17 protein-coding genes and 4 tRNA genes are annotated in these 19,299 nt (G+C 73.4%); 8 read left to right on the plus strand and 13 right to left on the minus strand.

Translation table 11 applies throughout. The annotated features are described in order from the left end of the window. Positions 1-109: 109 nt before the first annotated feature. Both fabI and BGO37_RS09995 read left to right on the plus strand, forming a co-directional pair. Positions 110-874, plus strand: coding sequence for an enoyl-ACP reductase FabI (gene fabI, locus BGO37_RS09990; protein WP_291754452.1), 765 nt, complete (start codon positions 110-112; stop codon positions 872-874). Between the two features lie 111 nt (positions 875-985). After that, entirely contained in the window at positions 986-2,452 is a 1,467-nt protein-coding gene (locus tag BGO37_RS09995; protein WP_291754454.1) for a nitronate monooxygenase, read from the plus strand. A gap of 39 nt (positions 2,453-2,491) precedes the next feature. Here the strand turns inward: BGO37_RS09995 and BGO37_RS10000 are convergent. The 3 genes from BGO37_RS10000 to BGO37_RS10010 form a co-directional block, all read right to left on the minus strand. Further along, a tRNA-Phe gene (locus tag BGO37_RS10000) sits at positions 2,492-2,564 on the minus strand. Between the two features lie 39 nt (positions 2,565-2,603). After that, positions 2,604-2,677: transfer RNA gene (locus BGO37_RS10005), tRNA-Asp, on the minus strand. Between the two features lie 28 nt (positions 2,678-2,705). Further along, positions 2,706-2,778: transfer RNA gene (locus tag BGO37_RS10010), tRNA-Glu, on the minus strand. A 98-nt stretch (positions 2,779-2,876) separates the two neighbouring features. Here BGO37_RS10010 and BGO37_RS10015 point away from each other — a divergent pair. From BGO37_RS10015 to BGO37_RS10025, 3 genes are all read left to right on the plus strand, one after another. Beyond that, positions 2,877-3,221, plus strand: coding sequence for a metallopeptidase family protein (locus BGO37_RS10015; protein WP_291754455.1), 345 nt, complete (start codon positions 2,877-2,879; stop codon positions 3,219-3,221). A gap of 27 nt (positions 3,222-3,248) precedes the next feature. After that, positions 3,249-4,163, plus strand: a complete 915-nt coding sequence (locus BGO37_RS10020) for a cation diffusion facilitator family transporter (RefSeq protein ID WP_291754456.1) — start codon at positions 3,249-3,251, stop codon at positions 4,161-4,163. A 97-nt stretch (positions 4,164-4,260) separates the two neighbouring features. After that, a complete protein-coding gene (locus tag BGO37_RS10025) occupies positions 4,261-5,151 on the plus strand; it encodes an LLM class flavin-dependent oxidoreductase (protein WP_291754457.1) in 891 nt (296 codons plus the stop codon). Here BGO37_RS10025 and galE read toward each other — a convergent pair. The 5 genes from galE to BGO37_RS10050 all read right to left on the minus strand — a co-directional run bounded on the left by galE (position 5,140) and on the right by BGO37_RS10050 (position 11,736). Further along, positions 5,140-6,099: a UDP-glucose 4-epimerase GalE gene (galE, locus tag BGO37_RS10030; protein ID WP_291754458.1), complete on the minus strand. Its 960-nt coding sequence runs from the start codon at positions 6,097-6,099 to the stop codon at positions 5,140-5,142. The two genes, BGO37_RS10025 and galE, sit on opposite strands and share 12 nt — an antisense overlap. A 19-nt stretch (positions 6,100-6,118) precedes the next feature. After that, on the minus strand, positions 6,119-7,819 hold the full coding sequence (locus BGO37_RS10035; protein WP_291754459.1) for an ABC transporter ATP-binding protein: 1,701 nt from the start codon (positions 7,817-7,819) through the stop codon (positions 6,119-6,121). Further along, positions 7,816-8,865 (minus strand): ABC transporter permease, encoded by a 1,050-nt coding sequence (locus tag BGO37_RS10040; RefSeq protein ID WP_291754461.1) that lies wholly within the window; start codon positions 8,863-8,865, stop codon positions 7,816-7,818. The genes BGO37_RS10035 and BGO37_RS10040 overlap by 4 nt, the downstream gene beginning before the upstream one ends. Further along, on the minus strand, positions 8,865-9,944 hold the full coding sequence (locus BGO37_RS10045) for an ABC transporter permease (RefSeq protein ID WP_291754571.1): 1,080 nt from the start codon (positions 9,942-9,944) through the stop codon (positions 8,865-8,867). Before BGO37_RS10045 ends, BGO37_RS10040 begins: the two co-directional genes overlap by 1 nt. 100 nt (positions 9,945-10,044) lie before the next feature. Continuing rightward, positions 10,045-11,736, minus strand: coding sequence for an ABC transporter substrate-binding protein (locus BGO37_RS10050; protein ID WP_291754463.1), 1,692 nt, complete (start codon positions 11,734-11,736; stop codon positions 10,045-10,047). Between the two features lie 311 nt (positions 11,737-12,047). Here BGO37_RS10050 and BGO37_RS10055 point away from each other — a divergent pair, with 311 nt between their 5' ends. Beyond that, entirely contained in the window at positions 12,048-13,499 is a 1,452-nt protein-coding gene (locus tag BGO37_RS10055; RefSeq protein ID WP_291754464.1) for an alpha/beta fold hydrolase, read from the plus strand. A 3-nt stretch (positions 13,500-13,502) separates the two neighbouring features. On the opposite strand, the gene BGO37_RS10060 is transcribed toward BGO37_RS10055, so the two are convergent. Beyond that, positions 13,503-13,982, minus strand: a complete 480-nt coding sequence (locus BGO37_RS10060; RefSeq protein ID WP_291754466.1) for a methylated-DNA--[protein]-cysteine S-methyltransferase — start codon at positions 13,980-13,982, stop codon at positions 13,503-13,505. Beyond that, the gene (locus tag BGO37_RS10065) at positions 13,979-15,493 is read right to left on the minus strand and encodes an AlkA N-terminal domain-containing protein (protein WP_291754467.1); all 1,515 of its coding nucleotides are present in this window, start codon (positions 15,491-15,493) and stop codon (positions 13,979-13,981) included. The genes BGO37_RS10060 and BGO37_RS10065 overlap by 4 nt, the downstream gene beginning before the upstream one ends. A 135-nt stretch (positions 15,494-15,628) precedes the next feature. Between BGO37_RS10065 and BGO37_RS10070 the strand changes: the two genes are divergently transcribed. After that, positions 15,629-16,039 carry a hypothetical protein gene (locus BGO37_RS10070; RefSeq protein ID WP_291754468.1) on the plus strand — a complete coding sequence of 137 codons (411 nt, stop codon included), beginning with the start codon at positions 15,629-15,631 and terminating at the stop codon, positions 16,037-16,039. A gap of 9 nt (positions 16,040-16,048) precedes the next feature. Here the strand turns inward: BGO37_RS10070 and BGO37_RS10075 are convergent, their stop codons facing one another. After that, entirely contained in the window at positions 16,049-17,353 is a 1,305-nt protein-coding gene (locus BGO37_RS10075; RefSeq protein ID WP_291754469.1) for an MFS transporter, read from the minus strand. Positions 17,354-17,406: 53 nt separating this feature from the next. On the opposite strand from BGO37_RS10075, the gene BGO37_RS10080 reads away from it, so the two are divergent. After that, positions 17,407-17,997, plus strand: a complete 591-nt coding sequence (locus BGO37_RS10080) for a winged helix-turn-helix transcriptional regulator (RefSeq protein WP_367188100.1) — start codon at positions 17,407-17,409, stop codon at positions 17,995-17,997. Between the two features lie 23 nt (positions 17,998-18,020). Here BGO37_RS10080 and BGO37_RS10085 read toward each other — a convergent pair. After that, a tRNA-Lys gene (locus BGO37_RS10085) sits at positions 18,021-18,096 on the minus strand. A 314-nt stretch (positions 18,097-18,410) separates the two neighbouring features. Beyond that, on the minus strand, positions 18,411-19,241 hold the full coding sequence (locus BGO37_RS10090) for a helix-turn-helix transcriptional regulator (protein WP_291754471.1): 831 nt from the start codon (positions 19,239-19,241) through the stop codon (positions 18,411-18,413). Positions 19,242-19,299 lie beyond the last annotated feature (58 nt).

A 19,299-nucleotide genomic window follows, 5' to 3' on the forward strand; every position in this document is an offset into this window, starting at 1 on the left:
ACAGCCGGGCGGCGCGATCTTGGGGCGAGGTTGTCACCCGTCGGCGGCCGTCCGGTGGCTAGCCTCGTCGGTGCCCGGCGACTGCGTCGGCACGGACGAAGGAATGCCGATGACGCTGCTGGACGGCAAGACGGTGCTGGTGACCGGGGTCCTCACGGAGGGTTCGATCGCCTTCCACGTGGCTCGGCTCGCCCAGGAGCAGGGCGCGCACGTGGTGCTCACCTCGTTCGGCCGCCAGCGGCGGCTGACCGAGGTGATCGCCCGGCGGCTGCCGACGCCGGCACCCGTGGTCCAGCTGGACGTCACCTCGGCCGACGACCTGTCGGCGCTCGCGGAGCGAATCGGTGAGCACGCCGATCGACTGGACGGGGTCGTCCACTCGATCGGCTTTGCGCCGCAGTCCGTGCTCGGTGGGCACTTCCTCGACGGTGGGTGGCCGGACGTGGCGACCGCGATGGAGGTCTCCGCCTACTCGCTGAAGGCGCTGGCGACCGCCGCGCTGCCGCTGCTGGTGCGGGGTGGCTCGGTGGTCGGTCTGACCTTCGACGCGACTGTCGCGTGGCCGGTCTACGACTGGATGGGGGTCGCGAAGGCGGCCCTCGAGGCGACGGCCCGCTATCTGGCGCGCGACCTTGGGCCGTCCGGTGTCCGGGTGAACCTGGTCGCAGCCGGCCCGGTCCGCACCACGGCGGCCAAGGCGATCCCCGGCTTCGACGTGATCGAGGGCGGCTGGGACGCCCGGGCCCCGCTGGGATGGGACGTCCGAGACGCCGAGCCGACCGCGCGCGCGGTCGTCGCCCTGCTGTCGGACTGGTTCCCCGCGACCACGGCGGAGATCGTGCACGTGGACGGCGGCGTCCACGCGATGGGGTAGGAGCGCCTCCCACCTGCAAGGCTCCGCTCGGCACAGGCCCTTGGTCCCGGGTCGGTGCAGGACCCCAGCCTACGGTGGCGTAACTTACGCTTCCGTAGGTTTGGAGCCGCTGTGCCGCTGCCTTCCCCACCGCGACCCCTGGCGCGGGCGTTGCCCGCGATCATCCAGGGCGGGATGGGCGTGGCGATCTCCTCGTGGCACCTCGCCTCGGCCGTCGCCCGCCGGGGTCAGCTCGGGGTGGTCTCCGGCACGGCGCTCGACCTCGTGCTCGCCAGGCGACTGGAGGACGGCGACGTCGACGGGTCGGCCCGCCGTGCGATGGCCGCCTTCCCGGTGCAGGGCGTCGTGGAGCGCGTCCTGGCCCGCTACCTGCGTCTCGGCGGCCGGCCCGCCGGCGCGGCCTACACGCCGGTGCCCCGGGTGAGCCTGCGCCCGGGCCGCGCCGGGCAGGAGCTCACACTGCTTGCCTGCTTCGTCGAGGTGTGGCTTGCCAAGGAGGGTCACGACGGCCCCGTCGGTGTCAACTTCCTGGAGAAGATCCAGATGGCGATGCCGGCCGCCGCGTACGGTGCGATGCTCGCCGGAGTCGACGCCGTGCTGGTCGGTGCCGGCATCCCGCGCCACGTCCCGCACCTGCTCGACGAGCTGGCGGCGCACCGGGCGACCAGCCTGCCGGTCGACGTCGCGGGCGACCCGGGCGGCGCTCACGCCGTCGCCATCGACCCCTCGGAGCTGCTCGGTTCGGGTCTGGCGCCGCTGCACCGCCCGATGTTCCTGGCCGTCGTCTCCAGCGAGGTCCTCGTCGCCCACCTGGCGCGGAACCCGGCGATCCGGCCGGACGGCTTCGTCGTCGAGAGCCCGCATGCGGGTGGCCACAACGCGCCGCCGCGGGGGCGGCCGGTGCTCGACGAGCGCGGCCAACCGGTCTTCGGCGCTCGCGACGACGCCGACGTCGAGAAGGTCGCGGCCGTGGGGTTGCCGTTCTGGCTCGCCGGCGGGCGGGGTACGCCGGAGGCGTTGCGCGCGGCGGTGGCCGCCGGTGCGACCGGTGCCCAGGTGGGGACGGTCTTCGCACTGGCCGCCGAGTCGGGCCTGGCCCCGTCGCTGCGGTACCGGCTGCTCGAGCGGCTGCGCGCGGGCACCCTCGAGGTGCTCACCGACCCGGCCGCCTCGCCGACCGGCTTCCCCTTCAAGGTGGCGCAGCTCGACGGTTCGTTGTCCGACCCTGCGGTGCGCGCCGCCCGGCCGCGCCTGTGTGACCTCGGTTACCTGCGTTCGGCGTTCCTCAAGGACGACGGGCGCATCGGGTACCGCTGCCCGGCCGAGCCGGTGGACATGTTCGTCCGCAAGGGTGGTTCGGCGGCCGACACCATCGGCCGGGTGTGCCTCTGCAACTCGCTCACGGCAGACGCCGGGCTCGGCCAGATCAGGCCCGACGGCGACCCCGAGGAGGCCCTCGTGACCCTGGGCTCGGACCTGGCGGGAGCGAGCCGGCTCGCCGAGCTCCACCCCGACGGCTGGTCCGCCGACCAGGTGCTCGACTGGCTGCTCGCGCCGGCCGCGGCGGCGGGCCTCTGAAACGGAAGAACCCCCTGATCACCAGGGGGTTCTTCGAGGTGGCTCCGACCGGCGTCGATCCGGTGACCTCACGATTTTCAGTCGTGCGCTCTACCAACTGAGCTACAGAGCCTCGATACGACAACGCCGGTCCGAAGACCGGCGCCTCGAGCGACCCCGACGGGACTTGAACCCGCGACCTCCGCCGTGACAGGGCGGCGCGCTAACCAACTGCGCTACGGGGCCTCGTGATGAAGCCTTTCTTGCTGGTTCGTACCCCCAACGGGATTCGAACCCGTGCTACCGCCGTGAAAGGGCGGGGTCCTAGGCCGCTAGACGATGGGGGCGAGCGCCCCTTGAACGTCGAGGCGTCCCGAAGACCGGTGACGATCATAGGGTGCGGGGCGGCGATCCTCCAAAGCGGGATGATGACCAGGTGGTCGACATGAGCCGGGAGGACTTCGAGGACGCGGTCCGGGACGCCCTCGACGAGATCCCCGAGGAGCTCGCGGAGCTCATGGACAACGTCGTCGTGCTCGTCGAGGACGAGGCGCCGGAGGACGACCCGGAGCTGCTGGGCCTGTACGAGGGGACGCCGCTCACCGAGCGGACCAGCTGGTGGGCAGCCGGCTCCCTGCCGGATCGCATCACCATCTTCCGCAACCCGACGCTCGCGGTGTGCGCGGACCGGGACGAGGTGGTCGACGAGGTGGCGGTGACGGTGATCCACGAGATCGCGCACCACTTCGGGATCGACGACGCACGGCTCGAGGAGCTGGGCTGGGACTGACCGGCCGCGGCACGGGATGATCGGGGGATGGAGCCCGGACAGCACCAGCACGTGACCGCCGCGCAGGCGCACCGCGGACGGCTGGCGTGGGTGCTGGGGATCACCAGCGTCGTGCTCGTCGCCCAGGTGGTCGGCGGCCTCGTGTCGGGGTCGTTCGCGCTGCTGGCCGACGCCGGGCACATGCTCACCGACGCCGCCGGCCTGCTGCTGGCGCTGCTGGCGACGCGCCTGGCGGCCCGGCCGGCCACGCTGCGGCGCACCTTCGGGTGGCAGCGGGCCGAGGTGCTGGCCGCGATGGTCAACGGGATGGTGGTGGCCGGCGTCGGGCTCGTCGTGCTCGTCGAGGGCGTGAACCGGGCGCTGCACCCGCGACCCGTCGAGGCCGGCCTGATGCTCGCCGTCGCGCTCGTCGGCCTGGCGGCGAACGCCGCGGGGATCGGGCTGCTGCACCGGGGCCAGGGCGAGTCGATCACCATCCGTGGGGCGTACCTGGAGGTGCTGGGCGACCTCCTCGGGTCGGTGGCGGTGGTGGTCGCCGCGCTCGTCGTGCTCGCCACCGGCTTCACCCGCGCTGACGGCATCGCCTCGGTGCTCGTCGGGCTCGTCATCCTGCCGCGCGCCGCGGTGCTGCTGCGGCAGGTCGGCGCGGTGCTGCTGGAGGCCGCGCCGGAAGGCGTCGACCTGGCCGTGGTGCGGGCGCACATCGCCGACCTGCCGGGCGTCGCCGACGTCCACGACCTCCACGCGTGGACCATCACCTCGGGCGTGCCGGTGCTGTCCGCCCACGTCGTCGTGCGCGACGAGGTGCTGGCCTCCGGCGCCACCGGCGGCGTGCTGGACGCGCTCGGCGAGTGCCTCGCCGGCCACTTCGACGTGGAGCACTGCACGTTCCAGATCGAGCCCGCGGCGCACGCGGCGCACGAGTCCGCGACGCACCTGTGAGGTCGCAGGCGTAGCGCAGCGTACGGTGAGGGCCGCCGCGGCACCCGCCGGGAGCGGAGCGCAGACAAGACCGACGAACAAGCACAGCGGGGAGCGCATGGTCGGGGTCGGGGTGGTGATCCTGCCGCAGGAGCGGTGGGCGGTGCAGCGCGAGCAGTGGCTCGAGGCCGAGGACATGGGCTTCGACCACGCGTGGACCTACGACCACCTCGCGTGGCGCTCGCTGGCCGACGAGCCCTGGTTCGCCACGGTGCCGCTGCTGGCCGCCGCGGCGGCGGTGACGAGCCGGGTCCGCCTGGGCACGTGGGTCGCCTCGCCGAACTTCCGGCACCCGGTGCCGTTCGCCAAGGACGTCATGGGGCTCGACGACGTCTCCGGCGGGCGGTTCGTGCTCGGCGTGGGCGCCGGCGGCGAGGGCTGGGACGCCGCCGTGATGGGCCCGCCCCCGACGCGCGGCGAGCGGCACCGGCGGTTCGCCGAGTTCCTCGCGCTGCTCGACGAGCTCCTCACGCACCCCGTGACGGACGTCGCGGGCGAGGCCTACACGGCCCACCAGGCCCGCATGGTGCCCGGCACCATCGCCCGTCCCCGGCCGCCCTTCGTCGTCGCCGCCAACGGGCCCAAGGCGATGGCGCTGGCGGCGCGCCACGGCCAGGGCTGGGCGACGTACGGGCCGTCGCTGGACCTCGAGGGCGCCGGCACGGCCGCCGACCAGGAGCGATGGTGGGTCGGGCTGGCCGAGATGGTGGCGCGGTTCGACGAGATCGCCGAGGGCCGACCCGTCACCAGGTGGCTGTCGCTGGACGGCGCGCCGGTCTTCTCGCTCGTCTCGGTCGAGACCGCGACCGAGGGGATCGAGCGGGCCGCGGCGCTGGGCTTCGACGAGGTCGTCGTGCACCGCCCGCGCGCGGCCGGCATCTACGCCGGCTCGCTGGACGCCTACGCGGCCCTGGGCGAGCGCCTCGCGGGGCTGCGCTCAGTGGGCTGAGCGAGCCTCCCAGGCCGAGCCGACCATGTCCTCGAGCGAGTGGCGCATCGCCCAGCCGAGGTCGCGGGCGGCGAGCTCGCCGGAGGCGACGATCCGCGCGGGGTCGCCGGGGCGCCGGGGCCCCACCTCGGGCGCGAACGCGATGCCGGTGACCTGGGCGACGGCGTCCATGATCTGGCGCACGGAGACGCCGTCGCCCGAGCCCAGGTTGTAGACCTTCTCGAGCGGCGCGCCGACCGCCAGCGCCTGCGCCGCCGCGACGTGGGCGTCGGCGAGGTCGGCGACGTGCACGTAGTCGCGCACGCAGGTGCCGTCCGGCGTCGGGTAGTCGGCGCCGTTGATGCGCGGCGTGCGGCCGGCCAGCAGGGCCTCGAAGATCAGCGGGAACAGGTTGTGGGGGCTGGTGTCGTAGAGCTCCGGGGTGCCCGAGCCGACGACGTTGAAGTACCGCAGCGAGGTGTGGCGCAGCCCGGTGGCGCGGCCCTGGTCGGCCAGCAGCCACTCGCCGATGAGCTTCGACTCGCCGTAGGGCGACTCCGGCGTGGTCGGCGTCGCCTCCGTGACCCGCTCGACGTCCGGCGTGCCGTAGACCCCGGCGGACGACGAGAACACGATCCGCTCGACGCCCTCGGCCGCCATCGCCGCCAGGAGGTGGACGGTGCCCGTGACGTTCTGCTCGTACGTGTGCAGCGGCCGGCTGACGGACACGCCGGCGTACTTGAAGCCCGCCAGGTGCACCACGCCGTCGACGCCGTGCTCGGCGATCGCGCTGCGCACCAGGTCGACGTCCAGCACGGACCCCTCGACGAACGGCACGCCGTCCGGCACGAACTCCCGGTGCCCGCTCGACAGGTCGTCGAGCACGGCGACGCCGAGCCCCACCTGCCGGAACGCCCGCACCACGTGCGACCCGATGTACCCCGCCCCGCCTGTCACGAGCCACGTCACGGCGGGACCCTACCGGTTCTCAGGAGACGTTCGCGGAGACGCCCGTCAGCGTGCGCCAGGCCTCGCGGCGCTCGGCCTGCTCGTCGGGATCCGGCACGGGCAGGGACGCCAGCAGCCGCTGCGTGTACGGGTCGCGCGGCGAGTCCAGCACCTGGGCGGGGTCGCCCTCCTCGACGAGCTTGCCGTGGTGCAGCACCGCGATCCGGTCGGCCACCAGGTCCACCACCGCCAGGTCGTGGCTGATGAACAGGCAGGCGAAGCCCAGCTCCTCCTGCATCCGCACGAAGAGCTCGAGGACCTTGGCCTGGACGGACACGTCGAGCGCGCTCGTCGGCTCGTCGGCGATGAGCAGCTCCGGGTCCAGCGCGAGCGCGCGGGCGAGGCTGGCCCGCTGGCGCTGGCCGCCGGAGAGCTCGTGCGGGAACCGGTCGCCGTAGGTGCGGTCCAGCTGGACCGCCTTGAGCAGCTCGTCGACCTTGCCGCGGGCCTCCCGAGCGTCGCCGGCCACGCCGTGCACGACGAGCGGCTCGGCGACGCACTGGGCGATCGTCAGGAGCGGGTTGAAGCTCGTCGCCGGGTCCTGGAAGACGAAGCCGATCCGGCGGCGGATCGGGCGCTTCCTCCGCTCGGAGATGCCGCGCACCTGGGTGCCGAGCACCGACAGCGAGCCGCCGGTGACGGGCGTCAGCCCGGCGATCGCCCGGCCGATCGTCGTCTTGCCGCTGCCCGACTCGCCGACCAGGCCCAGCACCTCGCCGGGCGCGATCGCGAAGTCGACGTGGTCCACCGCAGTGAACCCGGCCGTGCGCAGCCGCCCGGGGTACGTGATCGTCAGGCCCTTCGCCTCGACCACCGGGGCGGCGTCGGGCGCGGCGGCCCGCGGGGTGGCCAGGGCGGCCCGGCGGGAGGCGCCCACGCGCGGCACCGCGTCGAGCAGGGCGCGCGTGTAGGGGTGCTTCGGCGCCGAGAACAGCGTGCGGACGTCCGCCTGCTCGACGATCTCGCCGTCGTACATGACGGCCACGGTGTCGGCCAGGTCCGCGACGACGCCCATGTTGTGCGTGATGAGCACCACCGACGTGCCGAACTCGTTCGGCAGGCGGCGCAGGAGCTCGAGGATCTCGGCCTGGACGGTGACGTCGAGGGCGGTCGTCGGCTCGTCGGCGATGACCAGCCCGGGGTCGAGGACCAGGGCCTGCGCGATGACGATGCGCTGCTTCTGCCCGCCCGAGAACTGGTGCGGGTAGTACTTGGCGCGTGCCTCGGGGTCGGGGATGCCCACGCGGCGCAGCACGTCGACGGCGGCCTGGTGGGCCTCCGCGCGCGACAGGCCGGTGTGGGCGCGCAGGCCCTCGGCGATCTGCCAGCCCACCGGGAACACCGGGTTGAGCGCGGTCGACGGCTCCTGGAACACCATCGCGGCGTCCCGGCCGCGCACCTGGCGCAGCGCGCTCGGCGAGAGTGCCAGCACGTCGGAGGCACCGGTGTCGGTGTTGCGCCGCAGCACCACGGCGCCCGTGGTCGTCGCGGTCTCCGGGAGCAGGCCGATGATGGAGCGGGCGGTCACGGTCTTGCCGGAGCCGGACTCGCCGACGATCGCCAGCACCTCGCCCGGCTCGACGCGCAGCGAGACGCCCCGCACCGCGCGGACGTCACCACCGTCGGTGGCGAAGGTGACGTGCAGGTCGCGGACGTCGACGACGGGGTCCTCGGCGGTCATCGGGCCTCCTCCGGCTGGTTCGTCGGCTCGTCGGGCACCCGGCCCTTGGCGCGCTTGCCACCGGCCGCGCGGCGGATGCGCAGCCGCGGGTCGGCCAGGTCGTTGAGGGACTCGCCGACGAGCGTGATGCCCAGCACCGTCAGCACGATCGCGATGCCGGGGAACACGGCCGTCCACCAGATCCCTGCCGTGACGTCGGCCAGGGCCTTGTTGAGGTCGTAGCCCCACTCGGCGGCCGACGACGGCTCGATGCCGAAGCCGAGGAAGCCGAGGCCGGCGAGCGTGAGGATCGCCTCGGAGCAGTTGAGCGTCATGATCAGGGGCAACGTGCGCACGGAGTTGCGCAGCACGTGCCGCGTCATGATCCGCGCGCTCGACGAGCCGATCACCCGGGCGGACTCGACGAAGGCCTCCGACTTGACCCGGACGACCTCCGACCTCACCACCCGGAAGTACTGCGGCACGAACACCACCGTGATCGAGATCGCGGCGGCGAGGATGCCGTTCCACATCGACGACTGGCCGCCGCTGATGACGATCGCGGCGACGATGGCCAGCAGCAGGGACGGGAAGGCGTAGATCGCGTCGGCGACGACGACGAGCACCCGGTCGAGCCAGCCGCCGAAGTAGCCGGAGACGAGGCCGAGGAAGACACCGATGAACAGGGACAGGACGACGGCGGTGACGATCGTCAGCAGCGCCGTCCGGCTGCCCCAGACGACGCGGGACAGCACGTCGTAGCCACCGACCGTGGTGCCCAGCAGGTGGGTCGACGAGGGCGGGAGCTGTGCACCGAAGAGGCCGTGCCCGTCGCGCAGCTGGGCCCACGAGTACGGGGCGACGAGGGGCGCGAAGGTCGCGCCGAGGACGAAGAGCCCGGTGAGCACCAGGCCGGTGACGAGCATGGCGCGCTGCAGGCCGACGCTGGAGCGCAGCTGGTGCACGATCGGCAGCCGGTGCCAGCGCGGCCCGTGGTCGGGCGTGACGACCGGCTCCAGCTCCTCCGGCGAGGGCGGGGTGGCGGCGTGGGCGATGTCGGCGGTCATCAGTACCGGATCCTGGGGTCGACGAGCGCGGCGATGACGTCGACGATGAAGTTCGTCACGGCCACGATGACGGCGAGCAGCGCGACCATGCCCTGCACGGCCACGAAGTCTCGGGCGTTGAGGTACTGCACCAGCTGGAAGCCGAGGCCCTTCCACTCGAACGTCGTCTCGGTCAGCACCGCGCCGCCGAGCAGCATGGCGATCTGCAGGCCGATGACGGTGATGATCGGCACCAGCGCCGGGCGCCACGCATGGGCCCGCACCAGCCGCCGCTCGGCGACGCCGCGCGAGCGGGCCGCCTCGACGTAGCCGGTCTGCAGCGTGCTGATCATGTTGGTGCGCACCAGGCGGAGGAACACGCCGGCGGTCAGCAGGCCGAGGGCCAGCGCGGGCATCACCGCGTGCTGCAGCACGTCGGCGACGACCGACCACTTGCCGGTGCTGATGGCGTCGATGAGGTAGATGCCGGTCCGTGCGCCGTGGGTCTTCATGGTGATGAGGTCGCGGGTCGACGCGCGACCGTTCGGCGGCAGCCAGCCGAGCCACACCGAGAAGATCAGCTTGAGCAACAGTCCGGCGAAGAACACCGGCGTCGCGTAGCCGAGGATCGCGGCGATCCGCAGCCCGGCGTCGGGGAGCCGGTCGCGGCGGGCCGCGGCGATGCGGCCGAGGGGGATGCCGACGAGGAAGGCGACGACCAGCGCGTAGAGGGCGAGCTCGAGCGTGGCGGCGCCGTACGTCGTCAGCACCTTCGTCACGGGCAGGTGGTCGGACAGGGTGGTGCCGAAGTCGCCGCGCACGATGCGACCGAGGTAGTCGAGGTACTGCACGAGGATCGGCCGGTCGTAGCCGGCCTGGTGGATCCGTTCGTGGAGCTGCTCGGGGGGCAGGCGCCCGCCGAGGGCGGCCGTGATGGGGTCGCCGGTCGCCCGCATGAGGACGAAGACGACGGTGACGAGGATGAACACCGTCGGGAAGATGAGCAGGAACCTGACGAGCAGGTACCGACCCAGGGCGCCGCCTCCCTTCCTGCCGCGGGAGTCGTCCGCAGGGGCGGGCGCGACCGCGTCGGCGGCCAGGTCGTTGGTGATGGTCACGTGTACCTCGCTCGATGTGCTGCGTGCGCAAGCCTAGGGGCGGCCTCCCGGAAGGGGAGGCCGCCCCCGTCAGCCAGCTGCGTCAGCCCTGCTTGGAGAGGGCGCCGTAGCGGAACTTGAAGGACGCGTCGAGCGTGTCCTTCGTGCCCTGGACACCCTGCGCGACGACGGCGACCTGCGAGCCCTGCAGGAGCGGGATCGTCGACAGGTCCTTGGCCACCGCGTCCTGCGCCTGGCCGATGATCGTGGCCCGCGCGGTCGGGTCCGTGGTCGTCGCCTCCTGCTGGATGAGCGAGTCGACCTGCGGGTTCGAGTAGTGGTTGTGCAGGAACGACGTCGCCGACAGGAAGAACGGCGTCAGGTAGTTGTCGGCGTCCGAGTAGTCCGGGAACCAGCCGAGCTGGTAGGCGGGGTAGACGTCCGTGGTGCGGTCCTTGGAGTACTGCGTCCACTCGGTCGTCTGGAGGTTGACCTTGAACAGGCCGCTGGACTCCAGCTGGTCCTTGACGAGCGCGTACTCGTCGGCGGACGACGGGCCGTAGTGCGCCGTGGCGTACTGCAGGTTGAGCGTCACCGGGGTGGTGACGCCGGCCGCCGTCAGGGCCGCCTTCGCCTTGTCGGTGCTCGGGCCGCCGTTGCCGTCGCCGTACAGGCCCTTGAGGGCGTCGTTCGCGCCGGTCAGGCCGGCGGGGACGTACGAGTACAGCGGGGTGTACGTGTTCTTGTAGACCTGGTCGGCGATCGCCTTGCGGTCCACGAGGTCGGCCACGGCCTGGCGCACGGCCAGGGCCTTCGCGGGGTCGGCCTGCGGGGTCTTGGCGCCGTAGGGCTGCGTGTCGAAGTTGAAGACGATGTAGCGGATCTCGCCGCCGGGGCCGTCGACCACCTGGAGGTTCTTGTCGTTGCGCAGGTCGGCGATGTCCGTGGCGGACAGCGAGCGGAACGCCACGTCGACCTCGCCCTGCTGCACGGCCAGCTTGAGGTTGGAGGCGTCGGCGTAGTAGGTGACGTTGATGTTCGGGGTCTTCGGGGCGCCGTAGATGCCCTGGTAGGCGGGGTTCGCCTTGTACGTGATCAGCTGGTTCACCGTGTAGTCGGTGATCGTGTACGGGCCGGCGAAGGGGTTGGCCTTGACGATGTCGGCGTCGGCCAGCAGCTTGTCGGCCGGGAAGACCTTGTGGTCGACGATCGGGCCGGCCGGGCTCGACAGCACCTGCGGGAACGTCTGGTCGTTCGCCGCCTTGAGGTGGAAGACGACGGTCGTCGGGTCGGGCGCGTCGGTCGAGGCGAGGTTCGACAGGAGCGACGAGGGCCCGTTGCCGCCGTCGGCGCCGTTGGCGCCGATCGCCTGCACCCGGTCGAACGAGAACTTGACGTCGGTCGAGGTCAGGTCGTCACCGTTGGCGAACTTGAGCCCCGGCTTGAGCTTCACCGTGTACGTGTTCGGGTCCGTGAACGACGCCGACGCGGCGATGTCCGGCTTGACGTCCGGGCTGCCGTAGGGGGTGTTGAGGACGAACGGGAAGACCTGGTTGATCACGGCGAACGAGCCGTTGTCGTACTCGCCGGCGGGGTCGATCGTCGTGATCTTGTCGGTGGTGCCGATGAGCAGCGTGTCGGCGGTCTTGCCGCCGCCGCCCGCGCTGCCGGTCGTCGTCCCTCCCGTCGGGCTGGTCCCGCTCGTCCCGCCGTTGCTGCAGGCGGCGACGAGCAGCACGCTCGTCGCCAGGCCCGCGGTGATCGCCAGCGCGCGCCGGCTCGTTGCGGAGAACATCCGCCACCTCATTCCGTCAGTCGTTCGGTGGGTGCCGCAGGCGCGCGCAGGGCGCGCGTGGTGAGCGGCGGCCGCGTCCTCGAGGGGGCGCGACGCTACAGGACACCACCGTCGGCGTACCGCTGAGTAACCGTCAGGTCACGATGAGGTTTCGCTCTCGCAGTCCGGCCGGGAGAATCTCACCATGTGGACCCGCCGGCCCGGCTCCTCCCGCCCGACGTGTCCGAGATGTCGGACTTTCGGCCCTGTCGCCGCGCCTGCCGGCTCGGCAGGCTCCGTGCAGCGGCTCACCCTCCCGGGAGGCGAGTGCGATGGGCGCGACGGGGCCCGCGTGGCGGCGCGCGGTGGTGGTGGCGGTGCTCGTCGGAGCGGCGGCGCTGACGCCGGCAGGGTGCTCGCGAGGCGACGGGCGTGACGTCGGGCGGATCGATCTCGGCTCGTGCGGGCCGGCGGCCGAGGGGCCGGACCATCCCGAGCGGTGCGGCACGTTCCAGGTGCCGCTGGACTGGACGCAGCCCGGGGGCGAGCAGATGACGCTACGCGTCCTCGTCGTGCCCGCGCGCAGCGGGAAGGCGGCGCCCGATCCGCTCGTCTACCTCGCCGGGTTCGGGGGGTCGGCCATCGAGAGCGCCCAGTGGCCCTACGACAACCTGCAGCGGACCGGGTGGGACCGCGATCTCGTCTTCGTCGAGCAGCGCGGGACCGGCCCCGAGGCGCAGACGTGCGACCTCCCGCTGCCGGGGGCGCCCGCCGACGAGGCCGCCTACCGGGACGCGGTGGGTGGCTGCCTGTCGCGCCTCGCGCGGGACCCGCGGCACGACACGACGACGAGCGCGGTCGCGGACCTCGACCGCGCCCGGCAGGCGCTCGGGTACGACCGGATCGACCTGTACGGCGCCTCGTACGGGGTGTCGATGGGCCTGGCCTACCTGCAGGCTCACCCCGAGCACGTCCGCACGGCCGTCCTCGAGTCGGGCTCGTTGCTCGACGTCCGCCTCTGGCAGCAGGTGCCGTCGGCGGCCCAGCACTCGTTCGACGAGCTCGTCGCCCGCTGCGAGGCCGACCCGGTGTGCGGCCCGGCGTACGACCCCGCACGCGACCTGCGCACGCTCGTCGAGCGCCTCACCTCGGCGCCGGTGACGGTCGACATCTCCGGGCGTACCGCGACCATCGATCTGCGTGGCTTCCTCGGCGGCGTCATCGACGGCTACCTGGCGCGGCCGGAGACGGCCGTGCTGCTCCCCGGCGACCTCGCCGCGTTCGTCCGCGGCGAGTGGGCGGACGTCCTGGCGAAGCGGGGGATGGTGCCGCAGGACGCCCCGTCGCGGACCAGCGAGCCGGTGTCGGCGCAGCAGCTGACGGTGCGGTGCAGCGACGAGTGGGCGGCGATCGACCCGGCCGCGGTGGCGGCCCAGCCACCCTCGTCGTTCACCGCGATGACCGCGGCGGACGCGGCCTGGCAGGAGCGCCTGTGCGCGCTCTGGCCGCACGACGAGGGGGTGGCCGGGCCGGTGGCCACGGACGTGCCGGTGCTCTTCGTCAACGGCACGGCCGACCCCGCCGACCCGCCGGCGAACGTCGCGGCGGCCGCCGCGACGATGCCGAACGCGACGTTCGTCACCGCGCCAGGCGCGGGCCACGGCGTCATCGACGGCTGCCTGATCCCCCTCGTCGAGACGTTCGTCGCGACCGCGACGGCGCCCGCGGCGGCCGAGTGGCAGCGGTGCCTGGGCACGGTGACGGCCCCGGCCTTCCCCGCGTGAGGCCTACCCCTTCGCCTCGAGCGTGAGCAGCGTGCGCTTGCGCTCGAGGCCGCCGGCGTAGCCGGTCAGCGCACCGCCCGAGCCGATCACCCGGTGGCACGGCACGATGACCGTCAGCGGGTTGCGCCCGACCGCCGCACCGACCGCGCGGACCGCCGTCGGGCGCCCGATCTGCTGGGCCAGCTCGGCGTAGCTCGACGTCTCGCCGTAGGGGATGGAGGCGATGGCGTCCCAGACCGCGTGCTGGAACTCGGTGCCGGCCGGGTGAAGCGGCACCGAGAACGAGGTGCGCTCGCCGGCGAAGTACTGGCGGAGCTCCTCGGCCGCGGCCGTGAGGGTCGGGTCGTCGTCGGGCGCGAGGGCGCCGAAGCGCTCGTCGGCCGGACGGTAGGCCTGGCCGGTCATGTACAGGCCGACGAGCGCGTCGCCGTCCGCGACGAGCGTCAGCGGCCCCAGCGGGGAGTCGATGGTGGTGTGCCTCATGCGATGGTCTCCTGTGGTTCGGGGCTTTCCGGGAGCGAGTTGACGGGGTGGGCGCCGGTGGCCCACAGGTGCTGCACGGCGTAGGCGCGCCAAGGTGCCCATGCCAGCGAGGCCTTCTCGAGGCCCGCGGGGCTGGTGGGCAGGCCGAGCCGCTCCGCCGCGAGCCGCACGCCGAGGTCGCCGGCGATGAACGCGTCCGGGTCGCCGAGCGCGCGCATGGCGACGGTGCCGACGGTCCACGGCCCGATGCCGGGCAGCGCGGCGAGCGCGGCGCGGGCCTCGTCCCGGCCGGCGCCGGCGTCGAGGGCGATGCGGCCGTCCGCCAGGGCGCCGGCCAGGGCGAACAGGGTGCGACGGCGGGTGGCCGGCATCGCGAGGGACGCCGCGGTCGCCGCCTCGTCGGCCAGCAGGTCGGCGGCCCGCGGGAAGAGGTGGGTCAGGCCGCCGTCGGGGTCGTCGACCGGGGTGCCGAGCGTGGCGACGAGCCGGCCGGCGTGGGTGCGGGCGGCCTGCGTCGACACCTGCTGGCCGATGACGGCGCGCAGCGCCATCGCCTCGGGGTCCGCCGTCCGCGGCACCCGGCGGCCGGGCGTACGCACGACGAGCGGGCGCAGCCTCTCGTCGGCGGCCAGCGCGGCGTCGACGGCGACCGGGTCGGCGTCCAGGTCGAGCATCCGCCGGGTCCGGCTGACCGCCGCAGGCAAGTCCCGGACGTCGGCGAGCCGCAGCGTCACCGGGAACGCCGCGCCGTCCGGCCGGTGCACCGTGACGATGCCCCACGCGTGCGGCAGGCGGACCGTCGTGCGGTACGCGCCGTCGCGGTACTCCTCGACCCCCGGCACGGCCGTGGCGACGAGGTGGCCCAGCAGGTTGGACGGCTCCAGTGGCGCCCGGTACGCCAGGCGCAGCGCGACGAGGCCGGGGTGGGGCTCGTCGTGCCGCGACGCGCGGCCGCGCAGCTCGGTGGGGGACAGCGCGTAGGTGGCGACGACCGCGTCGTTGAAGGCTCGGATGGACGCGTAGCCGGCCGCGTAGGCGACGTCGGTCATCGGCATCGTCGTGCGCTCGACGAGGGTCCGCGCGGTCTGTGCCCGCCGCGCCCTGGCCAGCGCCAGGGGCCCGGCGCCCAGCTCGTCGGTCAGCACGCGCTCCAGCTGGCGCGTGCTGTAGCCGAGCGCCGCCGCCAGGCCTGGCACGCCCGCGCGGTCGACGAGCCCGTCGTCGATCAGCCGCATCGCCCGTGCCACGACGTCGCCGCGGACGTCCCACGCCGGCGACCCAGGGCTGGCGTCGGGCCGGCAGCGCAGGCAGGCGCGGTACCCCGCGGCCTGTGCGGCGGCGGACGAGGGGAAGAACCGCATCCTGTCGTCGCGCGGGGTCCTCGCCGGGCAGGACGGCCGACAGTAGATCCCGGTGCTGGTCACGGCGAGGAAGAACCAGCCGTCGAACCGCGCGTCGCGGGATCGGACGGCGGTCCGGCACGCGGCCTCGTCGGGCATCCAGGTGGGCACGGGTTCGATCCTGCGCCCTGCGGCAGGACGCTGGCTAGCGAGAAACCGACATGGCAGTGCTCGGTCGGGCCGCGCCGCGGCGTCCGGTCGGCCACCGCCCGCGCGCGCTTGGGAGCGTCCCCGTACGCTGCCTGCGTGCGACTGCGCGCCACGGACCTGGCCGACGTGCTCGCCTACCTGGTCGTGCTGGGCCTGTTCATCCAGCTCTTCCCGGAGGTGATCTCCGAGAGCTTCGTGCTCGCGCTGCTCACCGCGATCCTCCTCAAGGTGGTCCTGGAGATCGTGCTGGCCGTCAAGAAGGCGGTCGTGGGACGGCTGCGGAGCGCGACGAGCCTCGCGGGCCGCGTGGTCGGGGTCGTCACCCTCCTGCTCGTGCTGCCGGGCAGCAAGTTCCTCGTGCTCGAGCTGACGGCCGTTGTGTTCGGTGGCGCCGTCCGGCTCGGGGGGTTCTTCGTCGTGACGGCGCTCATCGTCACCGTCATGCTGGCCCGCGGCGGGGTCCGGCTGCTCCTCGAGCGGACCGAGCCGGAGGAACGGGCCGGCTGAGCCGGCCGGTCAGCTCGTCGCGGCGTCCTCGGGGACGAGGTTCTCGGCAGGTGCCGAGGGCGGCGTCCCGGGGAGGTCGCGCATGCGGACGAGCGGCGAGAGCAGCACCGGGAGCGCGCCGAGGGCGGAGCCGGCCACGGCGAGCCACAGCGTCGGCAGCACACCGAGGTGCGTCCCTGCCCACCCGCCCAGCAGGCCGCCGAGCGGCATGGTCCCCCAGACGAGGAACCGCACGGATGCGTTCATGCGGCCGAGCAGCGGCGGCGGGCACAGCCGCTGGCGGAAGCTCACCTGCGTGACGTTGTAGACGACCACGGCGAACGAGAGCAGTGCTCCGCCGGCCAGCAGGGTCACCTGCGGCGGCCACGTGAACGTCGCGGCCAGCGGGGTCAGCGCCGTCGCCGGCACGAACATCAGCGCGGAGAGCGCGATGATCCGCCCCTCGCCGACCCAGCGGGCGAGCCGGTCGGCGGTGACGGCCCCCACGATGCCGCCGATGGCGCCGGCCGAGACCACCGTGCCGTAGGCGGCCGCGTCCAGCCCCAGGTCACGCAGCGCGAAGATGACGATCATGGCCGCCGCCATGGACGACGCGAGGTTGCCGATGCTGGTGCACGCGACGATCCGCCGCAGGAGCGGCTGCTGGACGACGAACCGCAGGCCCTCTCCGATCTCCGTGCGGAGTGGACGCCGGGACTCGGGGGCCGGCGGCTCCTCGCGGTGGCGGATCCGCCGGACGAGGAGCGCCGACGCGAGGTAGGTCACCACGTTGACGGCGATGAGGACCGGGGCCGCCACGACGCGGAGCAGCGCGCCGCCCACCGCGGGGGCGGCAACCGCCGCGACGGACTGCGTGGCCTGCAGCTTGGAGTTGCCCTCGACGACGTGCTCGAGCCCGACGAGCCCGGGGACGTAGCTCTGGTGGGCGACGTCGAAGAAGACCGAGGCGCAGGAGACGACGAGGCCGGCCACGATGAGCATCGGGACGGAGGCGTGGCCCGTGAGCGCCGCGATCACCACGACCGTCAGGACGCTCCCGCGGACGAGGTCGGCGACGACCAGGACGTTCCGCTTGCGCATCCGGTCCACCCACGCGCCCGCCGGCAGGCCGATGACGAGGAACGCCGCGGTCTCCGCCGCGGTGAGCGCGCCCATCTGCCACTCGGTGGCGTCCAGGTGCTGCACGGCGAACACTGGCAGCGCGAGCATCGTGAGCTGCGCACCGAGCTGACCGAGCGCGTCGCCGGCCCACAACCGACGGAAGTCGGCATGGTGGACCAGAGAGCGCCGGCGGGGCGGGGTCGCGGATCGCATCGCTCTAGGATGAGCGAGTGATTGAGAAACGTCAATCAGTGAAGGAGGCCGAGGTGGCGCACGACGCGGCCGCGCGGGACGGCGACGCCGCCGTGGAGCGGGACGCTGACGTCGCCGCAGCGGGGACCGACGCAGTGGATGACGTCGTCGAGCGCGACGCGGACGCCCGGGCGCTCGCCTCCACGCTGCGCCTGCGGATCCTGCGTCTCTGCCTCGACGAGGCGCTGACCAACCGGGAGATCGCCGAGCGGCTGGGCAAGAACCCGGCGACGGTGCTGCACCACGTCCGCACCCTCGTCGAGCGGGGTTTCCTTGTCGCCGAGCCGGTGCGCCGGGGCGCGCGCGGCGCCCGCGAGGTGCCCTACCGGGCGACCCGCAAGTCGTGGCGGGCCGCCGCCGGTCCCCGGCAGACGCAGGTGCTCCTCGACACGTTCCTCGAGGAGTTCGCGCTGGTCGAGCACCCGGAGCAGGTGCACATGGCGCGCCTCGGCCTCCGGCTGGACGACGCCGGCCACCAGGAGCTCCGCGCCCGGGTGCAGGCCCTGCTGGAGGAGTACGCGGCACGTGCGCCCGACCCCGAAGGCACGCCGTACTCGCTGTTCTACGTGCTGCACGAGGACCCGACGCGGCACCGGCCGGGATGATCCGGGGGCGCGGCACTCTGGCTTGGTGGGCCCCGAGGGGCTCGAACCCTCAACCCGCGGATTAAAAGTCCGCTGCTCTGCCAGTTGAGCTAGAGGCCCGGGTGATGAGTGGAATAGCTCGGGGAAGCCACGGGACAAGCTCCGTGTCATCCCGGGCACCATCCGGAGCCGACTGTAGCCGGTGCGGCTCCGTGGGCTGGTGAGGTCGTTCGCGGCGGTGCCACGACCGACTCCCCGAAGGCGAACAGTCCCCAGGTGCCGAGGAACCCGCCTGTGCTGCTCCACCGTCGGGTGCGGCGCGGTCTGGCAGCGGCCATCCTCGTGCGAGCGCACGCCCAGGTAGCCGTCCTGGGTCCGTCTTGTTGCGGTCGTTGAGCGGTCTGCACCGTCGTGACCACCGGGGTGTCACGCCTTCAGCGCGACATCGTCTGCAGCCCGACCACCCGCACGAGCGCGAGTCGCTCGGCGTCCTCGGTGCCGGGTTCGGCGGAGTACGCCACGACCCGAAGGTCCGCACCCTCGACCGTCAGCACGTCGCAGTCGACCGTCAGCTCGCCGACCTCGGGATGCGCGATCGTCTTGCGGTCGGCGCTCCGGACGGTCACGTTTCCGCCGGACCAGAGCTCCTCGAACCGAGCACTCGCCCCGCGCAGACGGTCGACGAGCTCGTGCAGCTCAGTGTCGTCGGGGAACCGCGCGACCGCCGACCGCAGGTCGCCGACCATCTCAGCCTCGAACGCCGCGGTGTCGGCCGGCCGGCGCACAACCCGGCTCGGCCGGCCGGTGAAGTGCGCCCACGCCAGGTTCCGGTCACGCCCATCGGCCGGCTCTCCCAAGAGCGCAGCCCACAACGAGGTCCACGCGACGAGCGTCCATGCCGCGTCGAACACGGCGATCGGCGTGTCGTCGAGCGATCGCAGCAGTCGCTGCACGCCGGGCGTCAGGTGGGCCCGGATCCGGCCGCTCGTGGGTACGGACTGACCGGCGAGCCGGAACAGGTGGTCACGCTCGTCGGCCGTCAACCGCAGGGCCCGCGCGAGCGAGCCGAGCACCTGCGCGGACGGCGACTGGGCGCGTCCCTGCTCGAGCCGGATGACGTACTCGACGGAGACACCGGCAAGCACGGCCAGCTCCTCGCGGCGCAGGCCGGGCGCCCGTCGCGCCCCGTGCACGGGCAGACCGACGTCCTCGGGAGTCATCCGGTCACGCCAGCGACGCAGCGCGCTGCCCAGGTCGGTGTCCACCGAGGCAGTGTCCCTCGCGGTGCCGGCGGTCGTCCTGGTACGGGGAGTACCAGGACGA

It is taken from the genome of Cellulomonas sp. 73-92 (assembly GCF_001898175.1).
In the GTDB taxonomy this organism is placed as follows: domain Bacteria; phylum Actinomycetota; class Actinomycetes; order Actinomycetales; family Cellulomonadaceae; genus Cellulomonas.